The 20,987-nt window shown below is 55.7% G+C and carries 20 protein-coding genes; 1 reads left to right on the top strand and 19 read right to left on the bottom strand.

All coding sequences use genetic code 11. The features are described from left to right. Positions 1-118: 118 nt before the first annotated feature. The 9 genes from MMC1_RS00395 to MMC1_RS00350 form a co-directional block, all read right to left on the bottom strand. A complete protein-coding gene (locus MMC1_RS00395; protein ID WP_011711779.1) occupies positions 119-943 on the bottom strand; it encodes a flagellin N-terminal helical domain-containing protein in 825 nt (274 codons plus the stop codon). A gap of 323 nt (positions 944-1,266) precedes the next feature. Beyond that, positions 1,267-2,094 carry a flagellin gene (locus MMC1_RS00390; protein ID WP_011711778.1) on the bottom strand — a complete coding sequence of 276 codons (828 nt, stop codon included), beginning with the start codon at positions 2,092-2,094 and terminating at the stop codon, positions 1,267-1,269. A 484-nt stretch (positions 2,095-2,578) separates the two neighbouring features. Next, positions 2,579-2,938, bottom strand: coding sequence for a hypothetical protein (locus tag MMC1_RS00385; protein WP_041640489.1), 360 nt, complete (start codon positions 2,936-2,938; stop codon positions 2,579-2,581). Between the two features lie 99 nt (positions 2,939-3,037). Continuing rightward, complete coding sequence (locus tag MMC1_RS00380; RefSeq protein ID WP_011711775.1) at positions 3,038-3,853, bottom strand: flagellin N-terminal helical domain-containing protein; 816 nt, start codon at positions 3,851-3,853, stop codon at positions 3,038-3,040. Positions 3,854-4,476: 623 nt separating this feature from the next. Next, positions 4,477-5,292 (bottom strand): flagellin N-terminal helical domain-containing protein, encoded by an 816-nt coding sequence (locus MMC1_RS00375; RefSeq protein WP_011711774.1) that lies wholly within the window; start codon positions 5,290-5,292, stop codon positions 4,477-4,479. Positions 5,293-5,926: 634 nt separating this feature from the next. Next, a complete protein-coding gene (locus MMC1_RS00370; RefSeq protein WP_041641531.1) occupies positions 5,927-6,742 on the bottom strand; it encodes a flagellin N-terminal helical domain-containing protein in 816 nt (271 codons plus the stop codon). Positions 6,743-7,304: 562 nt separating this feature from the next. Continuing rightward, a complete protein-coding gene (locus MMC1_RS00365; RefSeq protein WP_011711772.1) occupies positions 7,305-8,120 on the bottom strand; it encodes a flagellin N-terminal helical domain-containing protein in 816 nt (271 codons plus the stop codon). 547 nt (positions 8,121-8,667) lie between these two features. Further along, positions 8,668-9,483 (bottom strand): flagellin N-terminal helical domain-containing protein, encoded by an 816-nt coding sequence (locus tag MMC1_RS00355; RefSeq protein WP_011711771.1) that lies wholly within the window; start codon positions 9,481-9,483, stop codon positions 8,668-8,670. Between the two features lie 531 nt (positions 9,484-10,014). After that, positions 10,015-10,830 (bottom strand): flagellin N-terminal helical domain-containing protein, encoded by an 816-nt coding sequence (locus MMC1_RS00350; RefSeq protein ID WP_011711771.1) that lies wholly within the window; start codon positions 10,828-10,830, stop codon positions 10,015-10,017. A 230-nt stretch (positions 10,831-11,060) separates the two neighbouring features. On the opposite strand from MMC1_RS00350, the gene MMC1_RS00345 reads away from it, so the two are divergent. Next, positions 11,061-11,363, top strand: a complete 303-nt coding sequence (locus MMC1_RS00345; RefSeq protein WP_011711770.1) for a hypothetical protein — start codon at positions 11,061-11,063, stop codon at positions 11,361-11,363. A 141-nt stretch (positions 11,364-11,504) separates the two neighbouring features. Here the strand turns inward: MMC1_RS00345 and MMC1_RS00340 are convergent, their stop codons facing one another. The 10 genes from MMC1_RS00340 to fliJ all read right to left on the bottom strand — a co-directional run bounded on the left by MMC1_RS00340 (position 11,505) and on the right by fliJ (position 20,980). Next, a complete protein-coding gene (locus MMC1_RS00340) occupies positions 11,505-12,320 on the bottom strand; it encodes a flagellin N-terminal helical domain-containing protein (protein WP_011711769.1) in 816 nt (271 codons plus the stop codon). A gap of 203 nt (positions 12,321-12,523) precedes the next feature. After that, on the bottom strand, positions 12,524-13,339 hold the full coding sequence (locus MMC1_RS00335; protein ID WP_011711768.1) for a flagellin N-terminal helical domain-containing protein: 816 nt from the start codon (positions 13,337-13,339) through the stop codon (positions 12,524-12,526). A gap of 203 nt (positions 13,340-13,542) precedes the next feature. Then, positions 13,543-14,358 (bottom strand): flagellin N-terminal helical domain-containing protein, encoded by an 816-nt coding sequence (locus MMC1_RS00330; protein ID WP_011711767.1) that lies wholly within the window; start codon positions 14,356-14,358, stop codon positions 13,543-13,545. Positions 14,359-15,408: 1,050 nt separating this feature from the next. Continuing rightward, the gene (locus tag MMC1_RS00320) at positions 15,409-16,215 is read right to left on the bottom strand and encodes a flagellin (RefSeq protein ID WP_011711766.1); all 807 of its coding nucleotides are present in this window, start codon (positions 16,213-16,215) and stop codon (positions 15,409-15,411) included. Between the two features lie 128 nt (positions 16,216-16,343). Beyond that, complete coding sequence (locus MMC1_RS00315) at positions 16,344-17,162, bottom strand: flagellin N-terminal helical domain-containing protein (protein ID WP_041640473.1); 819 nt, start codon at positions 17,160-17,162, stop codon at positions 16,344-16,346. A 99-nt stretch (positions 17,163-17,261) separates the two neighbouring features. Then, the gene (locus MMC1_RS00310; RefSeq protein WP_011711764.1) at positions 17,262-17,993 is read right to left on the bottom strand and encodes a hypothetical protein; all 732 of its coding nucleotides are present in this window, start codon (positions 17,991-17,993) and stop codon (positions 17,262-17,264) included. Next, positions 17,980-18,582 (bottom strand): hypothetical protein, encoded by a 603-nt coding sequence (locus tag MMC1_RS00305; RefSeq protein WP_011711763.1) that lies wholly within the window; start codon positions 18,580-18,582, stop codon positions 17,980-17,982. Before MMC1_RS00305 ends, MMC1_RS00310 begins: the two co-directional genes overlap by 14 nt. 142 nt (positions 18,583-18,724) lie before the next feature. After that, positions 18,725-19,543: a flagellin N-terminal helical domain-containing protein gene (locus tag MMC1_RS00300; protein ID WP_011711762.1), complete on the bottom strand. Its 819-nt coding sequence runs from the start codon at positions 19,541-19,543 to the stop codon at positions 18,725-18,727. 469 nt (positions 19,544-20,012) lie between these two features. Continuing rightward, complete coding sequence (locus MMC1_RS00295; protein WP_011711761.1) at positions 20,013-20,525, bottom strand: MotE family protein; 513 nt, start codon at positions 20,523-20,525, stop codon at positions 20,013-20,015. Continuing rightward, positions 20,525-20,980, bottom strand: coding sequence for a flagellar export protein FliJ (gene fliJ, locus MMC1_RS00290; protein ID WP_011711760.1), 456 nt, complete (start codon positions 20,978-20,980; stop codon positions 20,525-20,527). The genes MMC1_RS00295 and fliJ overlap by 1 nt, the downstream gene beginning before the upstream one ends. Positions 20,981-20,987: the final 7 nt, after the last annotated feature.

Here is a 20,987-nt window from a genome sequence, read left to right as displayed (position 1 = left end):
CTGTTTAGCCCCGCGCATCCCTGCGGCCATGCCCTACCCCAATATAAAGAAACCCCACGCCAAAGGCGTGGGGTTTCACCGAGTCATTTTTCTCTAGGTAAAGCGCCGGAGATCTACCTTAGCTAAGCAGCGCCAACACGATGGATGGCTGTTGATTCGCCTGTGCCAAAATCGCAACTCCGGCCTGCTGAATGATCGCCGACCGAGTCAGGTTGGTGGTCTCAGCAGCCACATCGGCATCCATAATCCGAGATCGTGCCGACGTGGTATTTTCTACGATGCCTTGCAAACCGGATACGACCGACTCCAGACGGCTCTGTACCGCACCTAAGGAGGCCCGCATGGAGGAGACACTGCTCAATGCGTTATCAATGGCAGTCAAGGCAGAGGTTGCCTTACTGGCTGTAGCAAAACTAAGGGTCTGGTAGATACCCAGCGCTGTGGAAGTCGCCGAGCCAACCTGCACCGCTACCGTCGCAGCCGTTGCTTCTGCATTGGTCTTAATATAGGCAGAAAAGCCACCCGTACTAAGCAGTGTGTTACCATTGAACTTGGTATCCGTGGAGATCCGTTGGATCTCTGCCGCTAATGCCTGTACCTCCTTACTAATATCTGAACGATCCGTGGTCGTCATGGTGCCATTGGCAGCCTGAACAGTGAGTTCCCGGATACGCTGAAGGGCTGATTCAGTCTCATTGAGCGCGGTTTCGGCCACCTGAGCAATCGAAATACCATCATTGGTATTTCGAATGGCTTGGTTAGACCCACGAATCGTACTGCTCATACGACTCGCCTGCGAGAGACCCGCAGCATCATCTGCTGCGCTGTTGATACGTAACCCCGAAGAGAGACGCTGAAAGCTCTTGTTCAAAGAACCCTGAACATTATTCAGGTTCTTAGACGCAATAAGAGCGGCCATATTGGTATTGATTGTCAGTGCCACGAGAGATTCCTCCGAAAGCAAATTCCATACTGGTTTGCATTAGGACCCTTCCTTGGCGGAGGTGAGTTGTTCGTTTATGCGGACCAACCCTAACCCGCTTTTTTTTATTTTATTATTCCCGTTGTTGCTGCGTTTACAACCTCTTACACTTTCCTGTTCACAACGCATCCTTAAAACACCACCACGGCACCCCCTACGCCACCAAAGGCGCAAAAGGGTACCCCCACAACGCCATCCATGGCGGCTGTGCGCACGGTTTTCCATTAAGGCAAGCCCGTCTCTGCTTGCCACCACAATCTACCCACGGGTCACACCATGGCCGCCTAGTTCAACAACAAATTAACCAACATGGTATGTTGATTGGCCTGCATGGTGATCGCTGCTTCGGCCTGCTGCGAAAGCGCACTGTGTAGCCCTGCCACAACGGTTTCGGCCTCCTGCGCGCTCTCAATGCCACGACGCTCCGTCAAAGCCTGTTCCGAAAGGCTCGATAGCCGTTCAAGCACCGTATTAAAACGATTGTGCACCTGATCCAGCTCTTGCCGTACCTGTGCCACCCGATTCATCGCACGGTGAATATTCGCCAAGGCATCCAGTGCCAACTGTGGATCATCCCACGCGACAGAGGCCTCCACCCCCATCTGCGCACTGCTGGTATCATCCACGGTGAAACAGATCTCCTCGGGCTGATCCACCCCCACCGCAAAGCTGTGGGAGGAAAGCCCCCCCCGCATTAAACGCATACTATGGCGTTGAGATTCTCCGGCTAAACCGTCGATATCCCGCACCAATTGAGCCACCTCTTGGTCATACTTGGCCCGTTTTGAACCCTCCACCGGCTCCCCATCCAAGGGACGTGAAGTGATCTCCTGTATGCGCTGCAAGGCGCTTTCTGTCTCACGCAGGGCCTGCTCTGCCACCTGAATGGTAGAGATCCCTGCATTGGCATTTTGCCGAGCTTGGTTCACCGTCCTTAGTCGGTTGGCACGTCGATAATCCCGCAGCATATCCAATACCGCTGGCTCACCTGCATCCGGCTCAATACGTGAAATCAAGCGCTTGAACGTACCCCGATCGGACAGATCAGACCGACGGGATCGCGCCCGATGCGCGTCTAAGGAGAAGACATTACCGTAAATCGTCAACCCCATTGTTGACCTCCATCCTGCTGATGGTGATCATAATAGCGATAGGTTATCTCGACCTACCTGCCCATGATCCGTAAACACCTCCTCTGCTCTACCTGCGTGAATGACTCGGTACACCTTTCGTGCTCAACGGGGCGGTGATCACACAGCCCTGCTGTTTTCGGTCGGTGCCTGCCGAAAATCCGATCCACCATCCCATCCTCGATGGCGGGTGCTTACACCTGTCCATTGTTCCCGTGAAAAATCCCTTTTTCACGATTCCTGACAAAGCATTAAACAATCCATCCTCACAGCTTATCGCTTCTCCTGCTCAGCCATATCTGCTCTCTTGGTTGTTATGCCAAAGCTTTAAACCCATAAGACACCTATGGGCAGACCCTGCGAAAAAAAGCGTGCCCACACCCTCGGGTGAGGGCACGCTAAGCAAGGGAAGAGGGCATGATGTGAAGCGCCATACCCACGGTGATCGAGCCAATGCTCGTCCACCTTAGTGGGGTAAAACCTCATCATCCCCATATGCCGGAAACAGGGATGATGAGGCTGGTGCCATATGCTCCAGGCGTGCCTCAAAAGCCACGGTTTCCGCCATGATTCGGCGCATAAAATGCACCGCGTGCTGGGCCTGTTGGGTCTCTTCTGCCGATGCGGTAGAACCGCCCAACTCCTCAAGAAGACAACCCAGATCATCCATCTCCCGCGCGGCGCGGCCTGCCGCCGCGCGGAGAGATCCCCAAGCACGATTCGAACGAACAGCGGCCGACGTCTGTGTTTGTAAGACCGGTACCGCCGTCCAATAGAGCCGGCGAAACGGTTGCTCTTCGCTAACGAATGTTTTATCCCGTTCCATGCTCATTTTCCTTCTTAACCCATTGTACCACTGGTGAAACCAAACTTACGGATGAGAGGGTGGAACCCCCTTTAAGAGGGATCCCACCCACAGCCGCCATTAACGTAAGAGGCTCAACATGATCTGTGGTTGCTGGTTGGCCTGCGCCAACATCGCCGCCCCAGCTTGCTGCAAAATGGACTGCTTGGTCAGATTGGCCGTCTCTTGGGCAATGTCTGCATCCATGATGCGCGAACGGGCCGCTTGGGTGCGCTCAGAAACATTGCTCAGGTTGGTAATGGCCGCTTCCAGACGATTCTGCTGCGCACCCAGCACCGAACGCATATCCGATACGCTGGCAATGGCGGCGTCAATCTTACCAATGGCGATACTGGCCAAACCCGCCGAGGTGATGCTGGCGGTGGTCACACCCAGCAGCGAGGCACCCGCACCTTGGGTGCTGACAGTGATCTTTTGACCCACATCGGCACCCACTTGAATATCGAAGGTCTGGTTGCTGCTCATCAACGACACCCCATTAAACTTGGTGTCCGTGGAGATACGGGTGATCTCCGTAACGAGCTGCGTGACCTCATCATTCAAATCGGAACGATCCGTGTTGTTATAGGAACCACTGGCCGCCTGCACCGCCAGTTCACGCATGCGCTGCAAAGCCGCTTCGGTCTCAGCCAACGCACCCTCGGCCACCTGCACCAAAGAGATGCCATCGTTGGCATTACGAGCCGATTGGTTCAAACCACGGATCTGCGCAGTCATGCGAGAAGAAACGGTCAAACCGGCGGCATCGTCCGAAGCGCTGTTAATGCGCAGCCCTGATGAGAGACGCTCATAGGTCTTGCCCAAAGCATTGGTGCTCTTCGTCAACTGACGCTGGGCATTGGATGCTGCAATGTTTGTGTTAATATACAAAGACATGGCACTTCTCCTGTTACAAGTACCGACATCGTGTCAGCACCTCTTTGCTTATATCCTCTCCTTGTGATTTCCCCTTCCATAGGGTATTGAGCCATCTTTCTTTCACATAGGCCGACCCAAGCCCTTATCCTGGCGATCCTTGCCATAGGCGTGATGTAGAGACCCGCTCTACCCCGCACCCCTTAACCGGTGCACAAACCCGCCGCCACCGATTAACCCACATATGCCCAACACATCTTTTGGAATGGTTCTCCGACGGGGTTACCTAAGTTGGTCGCCCGCATGCTTCCTGCTGCGAACACCACACACATCGACCCGGTCATGAATGATCCATCCATGGACCACTGCCCCCTCCATGGGGCTATGCCAACTGACCGGTTTGGGATCTCTCCCCGACCAACCCCCTCCATGGGGCCATGTCAATGGGCATACGTTTACACTTGACCGGTGTGTCTTACGGCAACCTGAAAACCTCCTTGTGTCACGTCGGCGGGTACGACATGCCCTTAAAGCCGCATGCCTTACCCTTTTTATACAGAACGACATAGCCCCCCCTGTTGGCAGGGAGAGTCGGGGGGAATCCTTCCCCCCGACCGATGCGCGCCATGTCAATCGCGCTTTCTTTAACGCAACAAGCTCAACATTAACTGGGGCTGCTGGTTAGCCTGTGCCAACATCGCCGCGCCAGCTTGCTGCAAAATCGACTGCTTGGTCAGATTGGCCGTCTCTTGGGCAATGTCTGCATCCATGATGCGCGAACGGGCCGCTTGGGTGCGCTCAGAGACGTTCTCCAAGTTGGTAATGGCGGCCTCCAAACGGTTCTGCTGCGCACCCAACACCGAGCGCATATCCGATACGCTGGCAATGGCGGCATCAATCTTACCAATGGCGATGCTGGCCAAACCCGCCGAGGTGATGCTGGCGGTGGTCACACCCAGCGCCGAGGCACCCGCACCTTGGGTGCTGACAGTGATCTTTTGACCCACATCGGCACCCACTTGAATATCGAAGGTCTGGTTGCTGCTCATCAACGACACCCCATTAAACTTGGTGTCCGTGGAGATACGGGTGATCTCCGTAACGAGCTGCGTGACCTCATCATTCAAATCGGAACGATCCGTGTTGTTATAGGAGCCACTGGCTGCCTGCACCGCCAGTTCACGCATGCGTTGCAAAGCATCTTCGGTTTCAGCCAACGCACCCTCAGCCACCTGCACCATGGAGATCCCATCGTTGGCATTGCGGGCCGATTGGTTCAAACCACGGATCTGTGCGGTCATACGGGTGGAGACCGTCAAACCGGCAGCATCGTCCGAAGCACTGTTAATGCGCAGCCCTGATGAGAGACGCTCAAAAGTCGTAGCAAGTGCATTGGTGCTTTTCGACAGCTGTCGTTGGGCATTGCTTGATGCAACATTTGTATTGATATACATAGACATGGAACTTCTCCTGTCGCTTAGTACCGACTTCGTGTCTGTACCTTTTTGCTTATATCCTCTCCTTGTGATGTCCCCTTCCATGGGGTGTTGAGCCATCTTTTAAGTAAACCTAGGCCGACCCAAGCCTTGCACAATGGCAATCCCTGCCATAAGCATATCGTAGAGACAACAGGCTCTACCCCATGCACGCTACTGGTACAGACAGCCATACTGCCGTTACCAATCAACCCGAATGCCTCCAATGCATCTTTGGTGGTTCTCCGACGGGGTTGCACACATTTGCCGCCCGCATGCCTCCTGCTGCGGACACCACACACATCGACCCGGCCATGAATGATCCCTCCATAGACCACTGCCCCCTCCATGGGGCTATGCCAACTGACCGGTTTGGGATCTCTCCCCGACCAACCCCCTCCATGGGGCCATGTCAATGGGCATACGTTTACACTTGACCGGTGTGTCTTGCTGCAACCTGAAAACCTCCTTGTGTAACGTCGGCGGTAGGGGTGGTGTTCCAAGTATCAGGAACACCACCTGTACCTACGTGGAGCAACATGGCACCCCCTGCTCGGTAAGGAGAGCCGGGGGGAATCCTTCCCCCCGACCGATGCGCGCCATGTCACTAACGCACCTCTTAACGCAACAAACCCAACAATAACTGCGGCTGCTGATTGGCCTGTGCCAACATGGCGGCCCCGGTCTGCTGCAAAATAGACTGCTTGGTCAGATTGGCCGTCTCCTGAGCCATATCGACATCCATGATGCGCCCGCGGGCCACCTCGGTATGCGCACAGAGGCTGCTTAGGTTGTGGACAGCCGCCTCTAAACGGTTCTGCTGAACACCCAGCACGGCACGCATATCCGATACACGGGCAATGGCCGCATCAATCTTGGTAATCGCAACACTCGCCAGACCCACCGAAGTGATGCTGGTCGTGTTCACACCCAGCGCCGAGGCACCTGCGGCGGCGGTACTCACGGTGATCTTTTGCCCCACATCGGCACCCACTTGAATGTCAAAGGTCATGGTGCTGCTCATCAGCACCGCACCGTTAAACGTGGTCTGGGTGGAGATGCGGGTAATCTCCGAAATCAACGCACTGACCTCATCATTCAGGTCAGAACGGTCGCTGTCGGTATAAGTCCCACTGACCGCCTGCACCGCCAACTCACGCATGCGCTGCAAAGCCGCCTCGGTCTCCACCAACGCACCCTCGGCCACCTGCACCAGCGAGATGCCATCATTGGCATTGCGGGCCGATTGGTTTAAACCACGAATTTGTGCGGTCATACGGGTGGAGACCGCCAAACCGGCGGCATCGTCAGAGGCACCATTGATACGGTACCCTGACGCAAGCCGCACATAGGCTTTACCAAGCTCTTGGCTACTGCTTTTCAGCTTGCGCTGGAGACGATCCGTCGCACGATAGGCATTGAGATACATAAACATCGTAAATGCTCGGCTCATGCGCTGAGACTCACTGTCGCTATTTTCTCCTAATAAGCCTTCCTTCCAAGGTGTCATGGGCCAACGATCCTGACCACGCTCCGACCCAAGCCCTATACCATAACGATCCCTACTGCGGACTTTATAAAGAGCCGCCCTACCCCAAGGTACACGTGTCTCTCGATCACGGTCGTCACCCTCGCCGTGACCGGTCCATTCAATCTGCGTTGGCACCTCTGCCGTGGGCTCTCTCACGGGGGTGTTCACCCCGGTCATCCGCACCCCTTCCGCTATGGACCCCACACGCATCGACCCAGTCATATGCGGTCCTCCAAAGTCCCGCCCCTTCCTTGAGGCTATGCGCCATCGGGCATACCATCTCCACCTGACCGGGATGCCTTCAGCTATCCAAAACTTGCCTGTGTCGCGGTGTCGGTATCTTTAATTTTCACCCATAGGCATGCGCACGACTTACCGCAACGGCCCGGCTCTCCCTGTTTGGTTAAGGAGAGCCGGGGGGAATCCTTCCCCCCGACCGATGCACGCCATGTCGCTCGCGCTTTTTTTAACGCAACAGGCTCAACATTAACTGAGGCTGCTGATTGGCCTGCGCCAACATCGCCGCCCCAGCCTGCTGCAAAATGGACTGCTTGGTTAGATTGGCCGTCTCTTGGGCAATGTCTGCATCCATGATGCGTGAACGGGCCGCTTGGGTGCGCTCAGAAACATTGCTCAGGTTGGTAATGGCCGCTTCCAGACGATTCTGCTGCGCACCCAGCACCGAACGCATATCCGATACACTGGCAATGGCGGCGTCAATCTTACCAATGGCGATACTGGCCAAACCCGCCGAGGTGATGCTGGCGGTGGTCACACCCAGCGCCGAGGCACCCGCTGCGGTGGTACTGACGGTGATCTTTTGACCCGCATCCGCACCCACCTGAATATCGAAGGTCTGGTTGCTGCTCATCAACGACACCCCATTAAACTTGGTGTCCGTGGAGATACGGGTGATCTCCGAAACAAGCTGCGTGACCTCATCATTCAGGTCAGAACGGTCGGTATTGGTATAAGAACCACTGGCCGCCTGCACCGCCAGCTCACGCATGCGCTGCAAGGCCGCCTCGGTCTCGGCCAACGCACCCTCGGCCACCTGCACCAAAGAGATGCCATCGTTGGCATTGCGGGCCGACTGGTTCAAACCACGGATCTGCGCAGTCATGCGAGAAGAAACGGTCAAACCGGCGGCATCGTCCGCAGCACTATTAATGCGCAGTCCCGATGAGAGGCGCTCATAGGTCTTACCCAAAGCATTGGTGCTCTTCAACAACTGACGCTGAGCATTAGATGATGCGATATTCGTATTAATATACAATGACATGGCATTTCTCCTGTTCCTGAGTGCTGACTTCGTTCTCAGCACCTTTTTTCTTATCTCTTCTCCTTGTGCTTTCCCCTTCCATGGGGTGTTGAGCCATCTTTATAATACGTCTAGGCCGACCCAAGCCCTGCTCGGTGGCAATCCTTGCCACGGCCATGTGAATAGAAAACAGCCTATCCACATGCATCAACCGGTGAGCACGCCTGCCGCAACCGATCTATCGACACTTCCCTCAACGCATCTTTTGGTGGTTTCCCGACGGGGTTGTAAAAGCTGTCTGCACACCCAAGTGCTCAACAACCCGGTTATGTGCCACCGCTACCTCCTAGTAGGGCGCACCCCATGGGCATGTTTCCCATAGCCCCGGCGTCTCTTCTACAACGTGCAAACCTCCTTGTGTAACGTCGGCAGTAAGGGAAGGGCATGCCTTTAAAGCAATCACATGCCTTACCCTCTATGGAGAACGACACAGCCCCCCTGTTGGCAGGGAGAGTCGGGGGGAATCCTTCCCCCCGACCGATGCGCGCCATGTCCCTCGCGCTTTTTGTTAACGCAACAGGCTCAACATTAACTGTGGCTGCTGGTTGGCCTGTGCCAACATCGCCGCCCCAGCCTGCTGCAAAATGGACTGCTTGGTCAGATTGGCCGTCTCTTGGGCAATGTCTGCATCCATGATGCGCGAACGGGCCGCTTGGGTGCGCTCAGAGACGTTATCCAGGTTGGCAATGGCCGCCTCCAAACGGTTCTGCTGCGAACCCAGCACCGAACGCATATCCGATACACTGGCAATGGCGGCGTCAATCTTACCGATGGCGATACTGGCCAGACCCGCCGAGGTGATGCTGGCCGCAGTCACACCCAGGGCCGAGGCACCCGCTGCGGTGGTACTGACGGTGATCTTTTGACCCGCATCCGCACCCACCTGAATGTCATAGGTCTGGGTGGCCGACAACATCACCATGCCGTTAAACTTGGTCTCTGTGGCAATCCGCGTGATTTCTGTAACCAACTGCGTCAGTTCATCATTCAGATCAGCACGGTCGGTGTTGGTGTAGGTGGCGCTGGAGGCTTGCACCGCCAGTTCACGCATACGTTGCAAGGCCGCTTCGGTCTCCTGAAGCGCACCCTCCGTCACCTGCACCAAAGAGATCCCATCGTTGGCATTGCGGGAAGCTTGGTTCAAACCACGGATCTGAGCGGTCATGCGGGTGGAGATTGTCAAACCGGCGGCATCGTCCGCAGCCCCATTAATACGCAGCCCCGAAGAGAGCCGCTCATAGGTCTGACTCAGAGCGTTGGTGGTACCGGATAGCTTGCGCTGCGCTTGTAGTGACGCAACATTGGTTATGATGGACATGGACATGGCACTTCTCCTGTTATCGTGATACCAACGCAATGTCGGTACCCTCTCCTTGTTACCTCTCCTTCCATGGAGTGGTGGGCCTTCATTTTTGCCTGTGGGCCGACCCAAGCCCTGAATGGTGGCAATCCTTGCCACGGCCATGTGAATAGAAAACAGCCTATCCACATGCATCAACCGGTGAGCACGCCTGCCGCAACCGATCTATCGACACTTCCCTCAACGCATCTTTTGGTGGTTTCCCGACGGGGTTGTAAAAGCTGTCTGCACACCCAAGTGCTCAACAACCCGGTTATGTGCCACCGCTACCTCCTAGTAGGGCGCACCCCATGGGCATGTTTCCCATAGCCCCGGCGTCTCTTTTACAACGTGCAAACCTCCTTGTGTAACGTCGGCAGTAAGGGAAGGGCATGCCTTTAAAGCAATCACATGCCTTACCCTCTATGGAGAACGACACAGCCCCCCTGTTGGCAGGGAGAGTCGGGGGGAATCCTTCCCCCCGACCGATGCGCGCCATGTCCCTCGCGCTTTTTGTTAACGCAACAGGCTCAACATTAACTGTGGCTGCTGGTTGGCCTGTGCCAACATCGCCGCCCCAGCCTGCTGCAAAATGGACTGCTTGGTCAGATTGGCCGTCTCTTGGGCAATGTCTGCATCCATGATGCGCGAACGGGCCGCTTGGGTGCGCTCAGAGACGTTATCCAGGTTGGCAATGGCCGCCTCCAAACGGTTCTGCTGCGAACCCAGCACCGAACGCATATCCGATACACTGGCAATGGCGGCGTCAATCTTACCGATGGCGATACTGGCCAGACCCGCCGAGGTGATGCTGGCCGCAGTCACACCCAGGGCCGAGGCACCCGCTGCGGTGGTACTGACGGTGATCTTTTGACCCGCATCCGCACCCACCTGAATGTCATAGGTCTGGGTGGCCGACAACATCACCATGCCGTTAAACTTGGTCTCTGTGGCAATCCGCGTGATTTCTGTAACCAACTGCGTCAGTTCATCATTCAGATCAGCACGGTCGGTGTTGGTGTAGGTGGCGCTGGAGGCTTGCACCGCCAGTTCACGCATACGTTGCAAGGCCGCTTCGGTCTCCTGAAGCGCACCCTCCGTCACCTGTACCAAAGAGATCCCATCGTTGGCATTGCGGGAAGCTTGGTTCAAACCACGGATCTGAGCGGTCATGCGGGTGGAGATTGTCAAACCGGCGGCATCGTCCGCAGCCCCATTAATACGCAGCCCCGAAGAGAGCCGCTCATAGGTCTGACTCAGAGCGTTGGTGGTACCGGATAGCTTGCGCTGCGCTTGTAGTGACGCAACATTGGTTATGATGGACATGGACATGGCACTTCTCCTGTTATCGTGATACCAACGCAATGTCGGTACCCTCTCCTTGTTACCTCTCCTTCCATGGAGTGGTGGACCCTCATTTTTTGCGAATGGGTTGGCCCAAACCCGTTGTCAGGCAATCGTCCTAAACAGACATCCTCACTGTTCCCTTTAATACTCAAAAGTGGATGAAACACCCTAATATCATCACTATTTGCGCATGGGCACGCTGAATATTTTAATAAATGTCGACACTACTCACCTGCCCCGATCTCCAACTTAGAGGCGCGCACGCCCTCTGCCCAATTCCAGAACCTCTCGAAAATCGGTTTACCCCCTTGGCTGGCAACTTGGCCTCTCTCAATCAGCGGTTTACCCCCTTGGCTGGCAACTTGGCCTCTCTCAATCAGCGGTTTACCCCCTTGGCTGGCAACTTGGCCTCTCTCAATCAGCGGTTTACCCCCTTGGCTGGCAACTTGGCCTCTCTCAATCAGCGGTTTACCCCCTTGGCTGGCCCTTTTTGGACCTCTTTCCCCTCTCCTGCATGATCTACCTGAACCCGGTGAGGTGCGGTGGCGAAGATCAATACCCCTTCGCCACCGCCCACACGGTCATGGCCCCTTGTCCACCAAGGGTGATCAGGGGAGCTCATCCCCCTGATTTCGGTCGCACCTTGACAGGTGCATTCCTTAGCCAAGCAGACTCAGCGCAAGCTGGGGCTGCTGGTTGGCCTGCGCCAAAATGGCGGTTCCGGCCTGTTGCAGGATGGCATTCCGGGTCAGTGCCGCGGTCTCCTGGGCAATATCCGCATCCATAATCCGCGAACGGGCCGCTTGGGTACGCTCGGAGACGTTGGTCAGGTTGGCAATGGCTGCCTCCAGACGGTTCTGCTGAGCACCCAGCACCGAGCGCATATCCGATACGCTGGCAATGGCGGCGTCAATCTTGGTAATGGCCGCACTGGCCAAACCCGCCGAGGTGATGCTGGCCGCCGTCACACCCAGGGCCGAGGCACCCGCTGCGGTGGTATTGATGGTGATCTTTTGACCCGCATCCGCACCCACCTGAATGTCAAAAGTCTGGGTCGCAGAAAGCGTGACCATGCCGTTAAACTTGGTCTCTGTGGCAATACGGGTGATCTCTGAAACCAACTGCGTCAGTTCATCATTCAGGTCAGAACGGTCGGTGTTGGTATAGGTACCACTGGCGGCTTGCACGGCCAGTTCACGCATACGCTGTAAGGCTGCTTCGGTTTCGGCCAGCGCACCCTCACTCACCTGCACCAGAGAGATACCGTCATTGGCATTACGGGCTGCCTGATTTAAGCCGCGGATCTGCGCCGTCATCCGGGTGGAGACGGTCAAACCGGCGGCATCATCGGCGGCGCCGTTAATACGAAACCCTGAAGAGAGACGCTCATAGGTCTTGCTAAGGGCATTGGTGCTATTGTTCAGTTTGCGCTGAGCATTGAGTGAAGCAACATTGGTGTTAACATACAGAGCCATGACAACTTCTCCTTGGTGGTGACAGATCCATGAGGGATCCATCTCTTAAACGCACCGTCCCTGGTGCGAAGAACCCCTCTTTTCAGGCGGCGGGTCCGACCTCCGGGCTCCCTTATTTCGGGAACCCCTTCCCAAACCCACCTGTCGCGCAGGCTTGGGAAGGGGTTCCCACCCCCAACTTGGGGGTGGGAATGGGTTTAACCTTAGCCAAGCAGACTCAGCGCAAGCTGGGGCTGCTGGTTGGCCTGCGCCAAAATGGCGGTTCCGGCCTGTTGCAGAATGGCATTCCGGGTCAGCGCCGCGGTCTCCTGGGCAATATCCGCATCCATAATCCGCGAACGGGCCGCTTGGGTACGCTCGGAGACGTTGGTCAAGTTGGCAATGGCTGCCTCCAGACGGTTCTGCTGAGCACCCAGCACCGAGCGCATATCCGATACGCTGGCAATGGCGGCGTCAATCTTGGTAATGGCCGCACTGGCCAAACCCGCCGAGGTGATGCTGGCCGCCGTCACACCCAGGGCCGAAGCACCCGCTGCGGTGGTATTGATGGTGATCTTTTGACCCGCATCCGCACCCACCTGAATGTCAAAAGTCTGGGTCGCAGAAAGCGTGACCATGCCGTTAAACTTGGTCTCTGTGGCAATACGGGTGATCTCTGAAACCAACTGCGTCAGTTCATCATTCAGGTCAGAACGGTCGGTGTTGGTATAGGTACCACTGGCGGCTTGCACGGCCAGTTCACGCATACGCTGTAAGGCTGCTTCGGTTTCGGCCAGCGCACCCTCACTCACCTGCACCAGAGAGATACCGTCATTGGCATTACGGGCTGCCTGATTTAAGCCGCGGATCTGCGCCGTCATCCGGGTGGAGACGGTCAAACCGGCGGCATCATCGGCGGCGCTATTGATACGAAACCCTGAAGAGAGACGCTCATAGGTCTTGCTAAGGGCATTGGTGCTATTGTTCAGTTTGCGCTGAGCATTGAGTGAAGCAACATTGGTGTTAACATACAGAGCCATGACAACTTCTCCTTGGTGGTGACAGATCCATGAGGGATCCATCTCTTAAACGCACCGTCCCTGGTGCGAAGAACCCCTCTTTTCAGGCGGCGGGTCCGACCTCCGGGCTCCCTTATTTCGGGAACCCCTTCCCAAACCCACCTGTCGCGCAGGCTTGGGAAGGGGTTCCCACCCCCAACTTGGGGGTGGGAATGGGTTTAACCTTAGCCAAGCAGACTCAGCGCAAGCTGGGGCTGCTGGTTGGCCTGCGCCAAAATGGCGGTTCCGGCCTGTTGCAGGATGGCATTCCGGGTCAGCGCCGCGGTCTCCTGGGCAATATCCGCATCCATAATCCGCGAACGGGCCGCTTGGGTACGCTCGGAGACGTTGGTCAGGTTGGCAATGGCTGCCTCCAGACGGTTCTGCTGAGCACCCAGCACCGAGCGCATATCCGATACGCTGGCAATGGCGGCGTCAATCTTGGTAATGGCCGCACTGGCCAAACCCGCCGAGGTGATGCTGGCCGCCGTCACACCCAGGGCCGAGGCACCCGCTGCGGTGGTATTGATGGTGATCTTTTGACCCGCATCCGCACCCACCTGAATGTCAAAAGTCTGGGTCGCAGAAAGCGTGACCATGCCGTTAAACTTGGTCTCTGTGGCAATACGGGTGATCTCTGAAACCAACTGCGTCAGTTCATCATTCAGGTCAGAACGGTCGGTGTTGGTATAGGTACCACTGGCGGCTTGCACGGCCAGTTCACGCATACGCTGTAAGGCTGCTTCGGTTTCGGCCAACGCACCCTCACTCACCTGCACCAGAGAGATACCGTCATTGGCATTACGGGCTGCCTGATTTAAGCCGCGGATCTGCGCCGTCATCCGGGTGGAGACGGTCAAACCGGCGGCATCATCGGCGGCGCTATTGATACGAAACCCTGAAGAGAGACGCTCATAGGTCTTGCTAAGGGCATTGGTGCTATTGTTCAGTTTGCGCTGAGCATTGAGCGAAGAGACATTGGTGTTAACATACAGAGCCATGATCTTTCTCCTTGTGTAATGGGACGCAACCCTCCTATTGGGATGCCTCCATTGCTGACCTCTCCGTCCCTGGAGTGGTGAACCGTTCATTCGCTCGGGCCGATCCAACCCGATTTTCCCTTAATCCCTCACTGGCATTTCAGCCCACCCCTCTGGCCTCCTTTCCTTGGAAGCCCCGCCCTATGGGGCGGTTTTCGGGGTGTCGCGTGCTGAAATCCAACTTTGGGTGCGCTCGCCTTCCTGGCGATTTCTTCTGCTACTTCATTCCAAAAACAATCATCCTTTCGCCATGGATCTCCTGCCTACAGGCATTCGGACCCTACCGGTTGAACAACCTTTAAACCCATGGCTTCCCTGCCACACCCTTCTTAATATTCCGGGCGGTTTTCTTTCCTTAGAACGCCACCCTTGGCGCTCGGGCTCTCCAAACCCTAACGGCCCATGGATGCCTCCTGCATCCTACCTAAGGCCAGATCGCCTCCTTGCGATCATATGTGGTATGTAGGACCCCTCCTTGGGTCCACCCCTACCATGGCGGGGCTTACCCCTTACCCCCCCCTCTATCCTTGAGAGGTGCCATCCTGGCACTGCGGCCTCCGGCCTCGTGGGTATCAAACTCAGGTCAGGCATCCATCCCTGCTCGGCGGACCATGCGCTCGGTAAACCGATCCATGCCTGTGCGACCAATCCTCTCGCCTTCCCTGGCACGCTGGGTCAAAACCTTTACCTGGATTGGGATTACATCCGCTGTCACCCCTTGCCCGGCCCCTCTTCCGTGAGGGTTGTTTGACCTCAACTTCTTCCTTGCCTGTTGCCATCCGTGGCACTTTGGCGCCACTCCTGCGGCACCTGTCATGCCGTCCTACAACTGCGTGTCTGTTCGGCAGCTTCCCTGCTGCCTCTGCTTGCGCTTCCCTGCTTTGGGTCTCCTACCACCCAAAACTTTGGCATCTCCCCTGTTGTGCCGCCTACTTCCGGCGGTCCGCCTTCCTGGCGACGGTATCCTTACCGTATCTTCGGGGTCTTCCATGGCCCCGTGGGAATAGATGCCTAATTCATCAAATTAACCGCCAACAAAGGCTGTTGGTTGGCCTGCGCCACAATCGAACGGTCCGAAAAAATCTGGATGGATCCCTTCACGTGCAAGGCCGCCTCCCTGGCAACCTGCGCACTCCGAATCCTTACCCCTCCGTTCTTAGCCTCCACCTGGGCAATTTGCTCAATGATCTCTTTAAAACGAACCTGCATATCCCCTAATTGCGCCCGCATATCCGCCACACTGGTCATGGCGTTATCCACCTGCTTGAGCACCCCTTCCACCTTCTGCCCTTGGCGTTCGGAAAGGTCCATCTCATCCAACCCCAATGCCCGCTGTGTGGCACTACCTACGGTCAAACAGATCACTTGGTGCGGTGCCAAATCGACAATCCCGGTCCACCCCCCTGTTGAAATCAGCGTTTGCTGATTAAAAACCGTCTGGGCGGCAATACGATCAATCTCTGCCAACAGCACCTCTATCTGCTCACAAACCCCTTCCTTTTGCTGCGCTACCCCCCCATCCTCCAACACCTGCGTTAGACAACGCACCTTCTCTAGTGTGGATGTGGTTTGATACAGCGCCTCCTGCGCTACCTGAATAACGGAGATCCCATCATTGGTCGCGTGGGACTCCTGATTGCGTTCACGCACCTTGGCTGTCATCGCCGCCGCCGCCAACACCTGTTGATCCTGCTTAGCGACATGCGCACGCTTACTGCTGGTCCGCTGTTCCGTACTCTTGCCGATCCCCAACGCCGATCCGTTGACCGACTGCTGTGCGTTTAACCAAAAGGCGTTGGGATTAACACTCAATGCCATCTTAATACCCTCCCAGGCTCTCCAAAGCCTGTAGCGGGCCGGTGGTCAGGTTGGCCATCCTATGGCACATCATCACAACCACCGGTTGCGGCTCTACAGATCCCTCTGCGAGTCATGCTTCACCCTATTTATGCCAATAGTTGCAGCGCCAACTGTGGCCGCTGGTTGGCTTGTGACAACATGGCCACCCCCGCCTGCTGAATGACAGAACTTCTCGTAAGCAAAGCCGTTTCAGCCGCCATATCGGTATCCATCATCTGGGACTGCATGGCCGATGTATGCATGGACATGCTGCCTAAATTACCCATCGCCGACATAAAACGGTTCTGCACAGCCCCTAGATCCAGACGGATATCAGAGACCGCATCCAAAGCGCTATCGAGGGTCGCCAAAGCGGCCTCTGCTTTAGCCTGTGTCGAAAACGAGAGATCCTCCACACCCAACGCACTGGCGGTCGCCGAAGCGATGGTGACGGTTATGTTCTCTGAACTAAACGCACCGATCTGAAACGTCTGATTGGCAAAGGTGCCATCCAGCATCACATGATCGTTATATTTACGTTCGCTACCGATCCGTTGAATCTCAGCGGTTAACTCACTCACAACCTGCTGCATATTGCCACGATCCAGCGCATTGTAACTGCCATTGGCCGACTCTACCGCCAACTCACGCAGCTGCTGTAACATGGCATGGGTCTCCTCCAAGGCACCATCGGCTACCTGCAAAAAGGAGATTCCATCATTGGCATTTCGCGATGCTTGGTTAAAACCCCTAACCTGAGCCGTGGTCCGACTGGTAATGGCCAAACCAGAGGCATCATCCGCCGCCGAGTTAATCCGCCGTCCCGATGCCAACCGCTCATAATGGGTCTGCAAACCGTTGGAAGCGCGCGTCAACATCTTCTGCGCACCCAACGAATCCGTATTTGTATTGATATAAAGCGCCATGGTCTTACGTCCATTCCGCGTTCGCCCCTAAGGGCCAAACGGCTGATTGCGCACAAGGTATGGTCCCTTGACCAAACCTATTCTTCGTTTCTTAAACCTTTAGCTATCCAGCATGCTGCGCCAGATCATGCGATTACGTGCCGAACGCTCTATCTCACCCGCTTGACTAACCTGCCATGCCCCCAGGCTCCGCGCCTCAACACGCTCCACCGGAAGACCCATTAACAGCGAAGTCCCATCATTAAAAATCGACCAGCCCATGGCACCCTCGTGGGGCTCTACCACGCCATTGGATAACGGTCCCCGGCGGGGCATTAACCCATTGGGACGCCGCCGCAGGGTGCCCGAACGAATCACCCGGCCATTGCGTATGCGCCATTGCCCTATGGTACGGCTGTGGGGCACCTGTATGGGTTTACGGCTCTCCATCAACAGAGGAAACACCGCCCCAAGATTCTCCACCTCTACCTGTTGCCCATGGCTACCCACGCTACGCTGTGCCCGCAAAGAGGGCGTCTCGGGTCCATGCAAGAGCATCAACCGGCCCACCCCAAGCAGCCCGCCCGCATGCTCCCTTTCAACCCGCCCCACCAAACGCGAACAGCCCTTGCGAGATACCGAACGAATCGCCATACGTATCTCCCGCCATACCTCTGCCAACAGATAACCCTGCTGGAGACGCACCACCGGCATAGGCCCCAACTGACGCACCCAACCTAGCTCTATTTGAGTCGCCCAACGGGGCATCGACCCCCGGGCAACCAACCTTAAACCGGCTCGGCTATGGCACCCAGTACCACCACCTGCCGCCTGGCTATTACGTTTCAACATCACTCTCTCCCAGCACTGATGCCGTGCGCCCGTCCGTACCTGTCTGCCCCTGGTTGAAGGTGGTTTGATGACGCGGCTCCATAACCCGATCCACACCATCGACGAGCAACCCCTCTACCATACCCAGCGGTACAAACTGACCATCGCGCAACCGCCCCATTGGATTAAGCGTACCCCCCTCAAGCTCATAAGGTTCATCGTTGGCCGCCGCGTTGATCGCCTCCATAAGGCGTCGCACCGCCACCCGAAGCACCTCTCGGTCATCACAGGTTACCCGCCCCTGCATGGCTAACTCTGCCAGCTCATAGATGTGTCTCTGCGCCTGTCCATCAGGACGGCCTAGATCCGCCAACTCCGCCATGCGGGCCAGCCCCTCCACCCCCACATGGGCAGTGTCAGACATCTCCATAGGACCCATCATGTGTAGAAAACGACCCACCATACCCAAACCAGGTACCTGACGCAGAACCTCCCCATGACACCCCTTGGCCGCCACACGGTAGAGACCATCGGGGCTATGCACCCACCCGGACTCCCCGCTTCCATCAGCCCGCAGGCTCCATGGATGTGAACGGACATGAAACGACATAACGACTCTCCCGCCGCAAATTCACGCAGTCATTACCACACACAACGTACCTGTATCATACACACAAACCGTAAGTCATTGATTCAGGCCGCAACTCTCCCACTGCACCCATGCAGGTACAGGATAATCGCTTAACCAGGGTTTAGCCCAGTAACTGAAGCGCTAATTGGGGCTGCTGGTTCGCCTGCGCCAACACCGCGGTTCCTGCCTGTTGCAAGATCGAAGTCTTGGTCAGGTTGGCCGTCTCCGCCGCAATGTCAGCATCCTGAATGCGAGAACGCGCTGCCGACATGTTTTCCACGACGTTGCTTAAGTTACCAATGACCGCACTAAACCGGCTCTGAATCGCACCCAAGTTGGCGCGTACATCCGAGATGCTGTCCAACGCATTATCCACAAGGGCTAGCGCGGCTTCAGCACCAGCCTGTGTGCTGATGGTCAAATTGGTTACCCCAAGCAGACCTAAGGAGGCACTATTAATGCTCAAGGTGATGGTTTGGCCGGAAAAGGCACCCACTTGGAACTTTTGCCCAACGTATGTGCCATCTAACACATTCAGCTTGTTAAACTGCGTATCGTCAGAGATGCGCTGAATCTCGGCCAACATCTGATCGACCTCTTTATCGAGGTTCAGACGGTCCGAACTGTTGTAGATGGCGTTAGCCGACTGTACAGCCAGCTCACGAATACGCTGCAAAGCATTGGTGGTTTCATCCAGGGCCCCTTCGGCAACCTGCGCAACGGAGATACCGTCGTTGGCGTTGCGAACAGCCTGGTTGAGTCCGCGAATCTGGGACGTCATCCGATTAGTGATGGCCAGACCAGCTGCGTCGTCCCGTGCGGAGTTAATCCGCAACCCGGAAGAGAGCCGTGCGAAAGTGGTGGAAAGATCGTCAGAAGACTTGGTTAATTTGCGCTGCGCATTGAGCGAAGCGACGTTTGTATTAATGTACAGTGGCATGGTCAAACCTCCAACATACAAAGATCCAGTATGGTCTTCGTGTTGTCCGTCCTTGGCTGGAGGTGGGTTGATCGTTTTACAGGGCCAACCCTAACCCTAACATACAGTTCATGTACGATTTTTTTGATGCAGGCATCTTGCCCACATCGTTTTTTTTTAATGCAGGCATCTTGCCCACATTTTTTCCCTTAGGTACAACCCTTCATGGTTACGGCTCTTGTGGCCGTTAACATGCTTATCGACACCTCTCATGGAATCTTTAAGCTTTTTTTGCCCTGCTTGTTTTTTTTATTGTGCAAAGCCCAATTGCCCTGCGTAAAAGAGTTTATCGACCATCCACGGCAACCCTTTAACCCTTTTTTAAAGATTTCTGCATTTAAATTGCATGATATTGATATATATAGAAAAAAACACGCTGTTTGGCGTGTTTTTTTCTATACAACCGGCTCATTTCAGGTAAGCTATGCGCTCACTGCACGCGCAACATACGCCGTTTTTGTAAGCTCATGCCAATGGCATCTGCCAGGGGCAGCGCATCCTGGGGGTCCATTTTGTCAAAAATTTTCGCGGCCACCTTCTCTTTGAGCACCTTGAGCACTTTAACCGCCGTCTCACGCTCCAGATCCTTTAATTGACCCGCCGCCACTTTGGGTTTCATAGAGCTGTAGATACGTGCCAAGCGGGCAATATTATTGCTGTCAATCTGCTTCTCTTCCAGAATATCTTGACGTACCTGCTCACGCAGAGCGGTAAGGGCCTTGAGACGGCGTTCCACCTCTTCCCCCATACGCTTGAGCTCTTGCTCTTTCAGATCAAGCACCTTGGCCCGGGTCTCTAGCTCATTCTGGCGAATCTCCAATGTTTTGAGCAGATCCACCGGATCACGAGGGGAGCCGTTTTGATCTTGCGCAGCCCCCACCGGTTGTATCATGAATGCCATGGCCAGAACGGCCACCGCCACGATTTTTTTCATCCCATTCATCACAGCATGTTCTCCTTGTCGCGCTGCCGAATGTGACGCACCACCCCGGCCATATCCAGCATTCGATTCTCCACCTTCAGCGCCTCTTTTTGCAGCTGTTGGCTGGTTTTTTCTTCTAATATTTCAGCCTGTCGCAGACCTTTACGGGCCTCTAACCAGCGCTGTTTAGCGGCCTCTACCACCGGTTTGGTACGGCTTATTTGTGTTAAAAGCCGTTTACGCCGTATCTTTTGCCCCTCAAAAAAGCCGGTAAGCATCTCCCCCGATAGAATGCTTGCGGCATTCCCGACCATCTCAAGGGCATCCACACGGGCCTGTTCGGTCTCTTGGTCCAGATCCACAACCTGCTGTTGCAGGGCGTTGAGATCTGCCAGAACTTTGGCGTACTCTCCCCCTTGCGCCTCTTCGCGCAGCCGACGGAGCTCCACCAATCTGCTAAAACGGTTAACCGCCACACCACAC

It is taken from the genome of Magnetococcus marinus MC-1 (assembly GCF_000014865.1).
Taxonomy (GTDB): Bacteria; Pseudomonadota; Magnetococcia; order Magnetococcales; family Magnetococcaceae; genus Magnetococcus; species Magnetococcus marinus.
The sequence above is the reverse complement of the archived record's forward strand: the minus strand, read 5'-3'. Positions and strand labels throughout refer to the sequence as shown.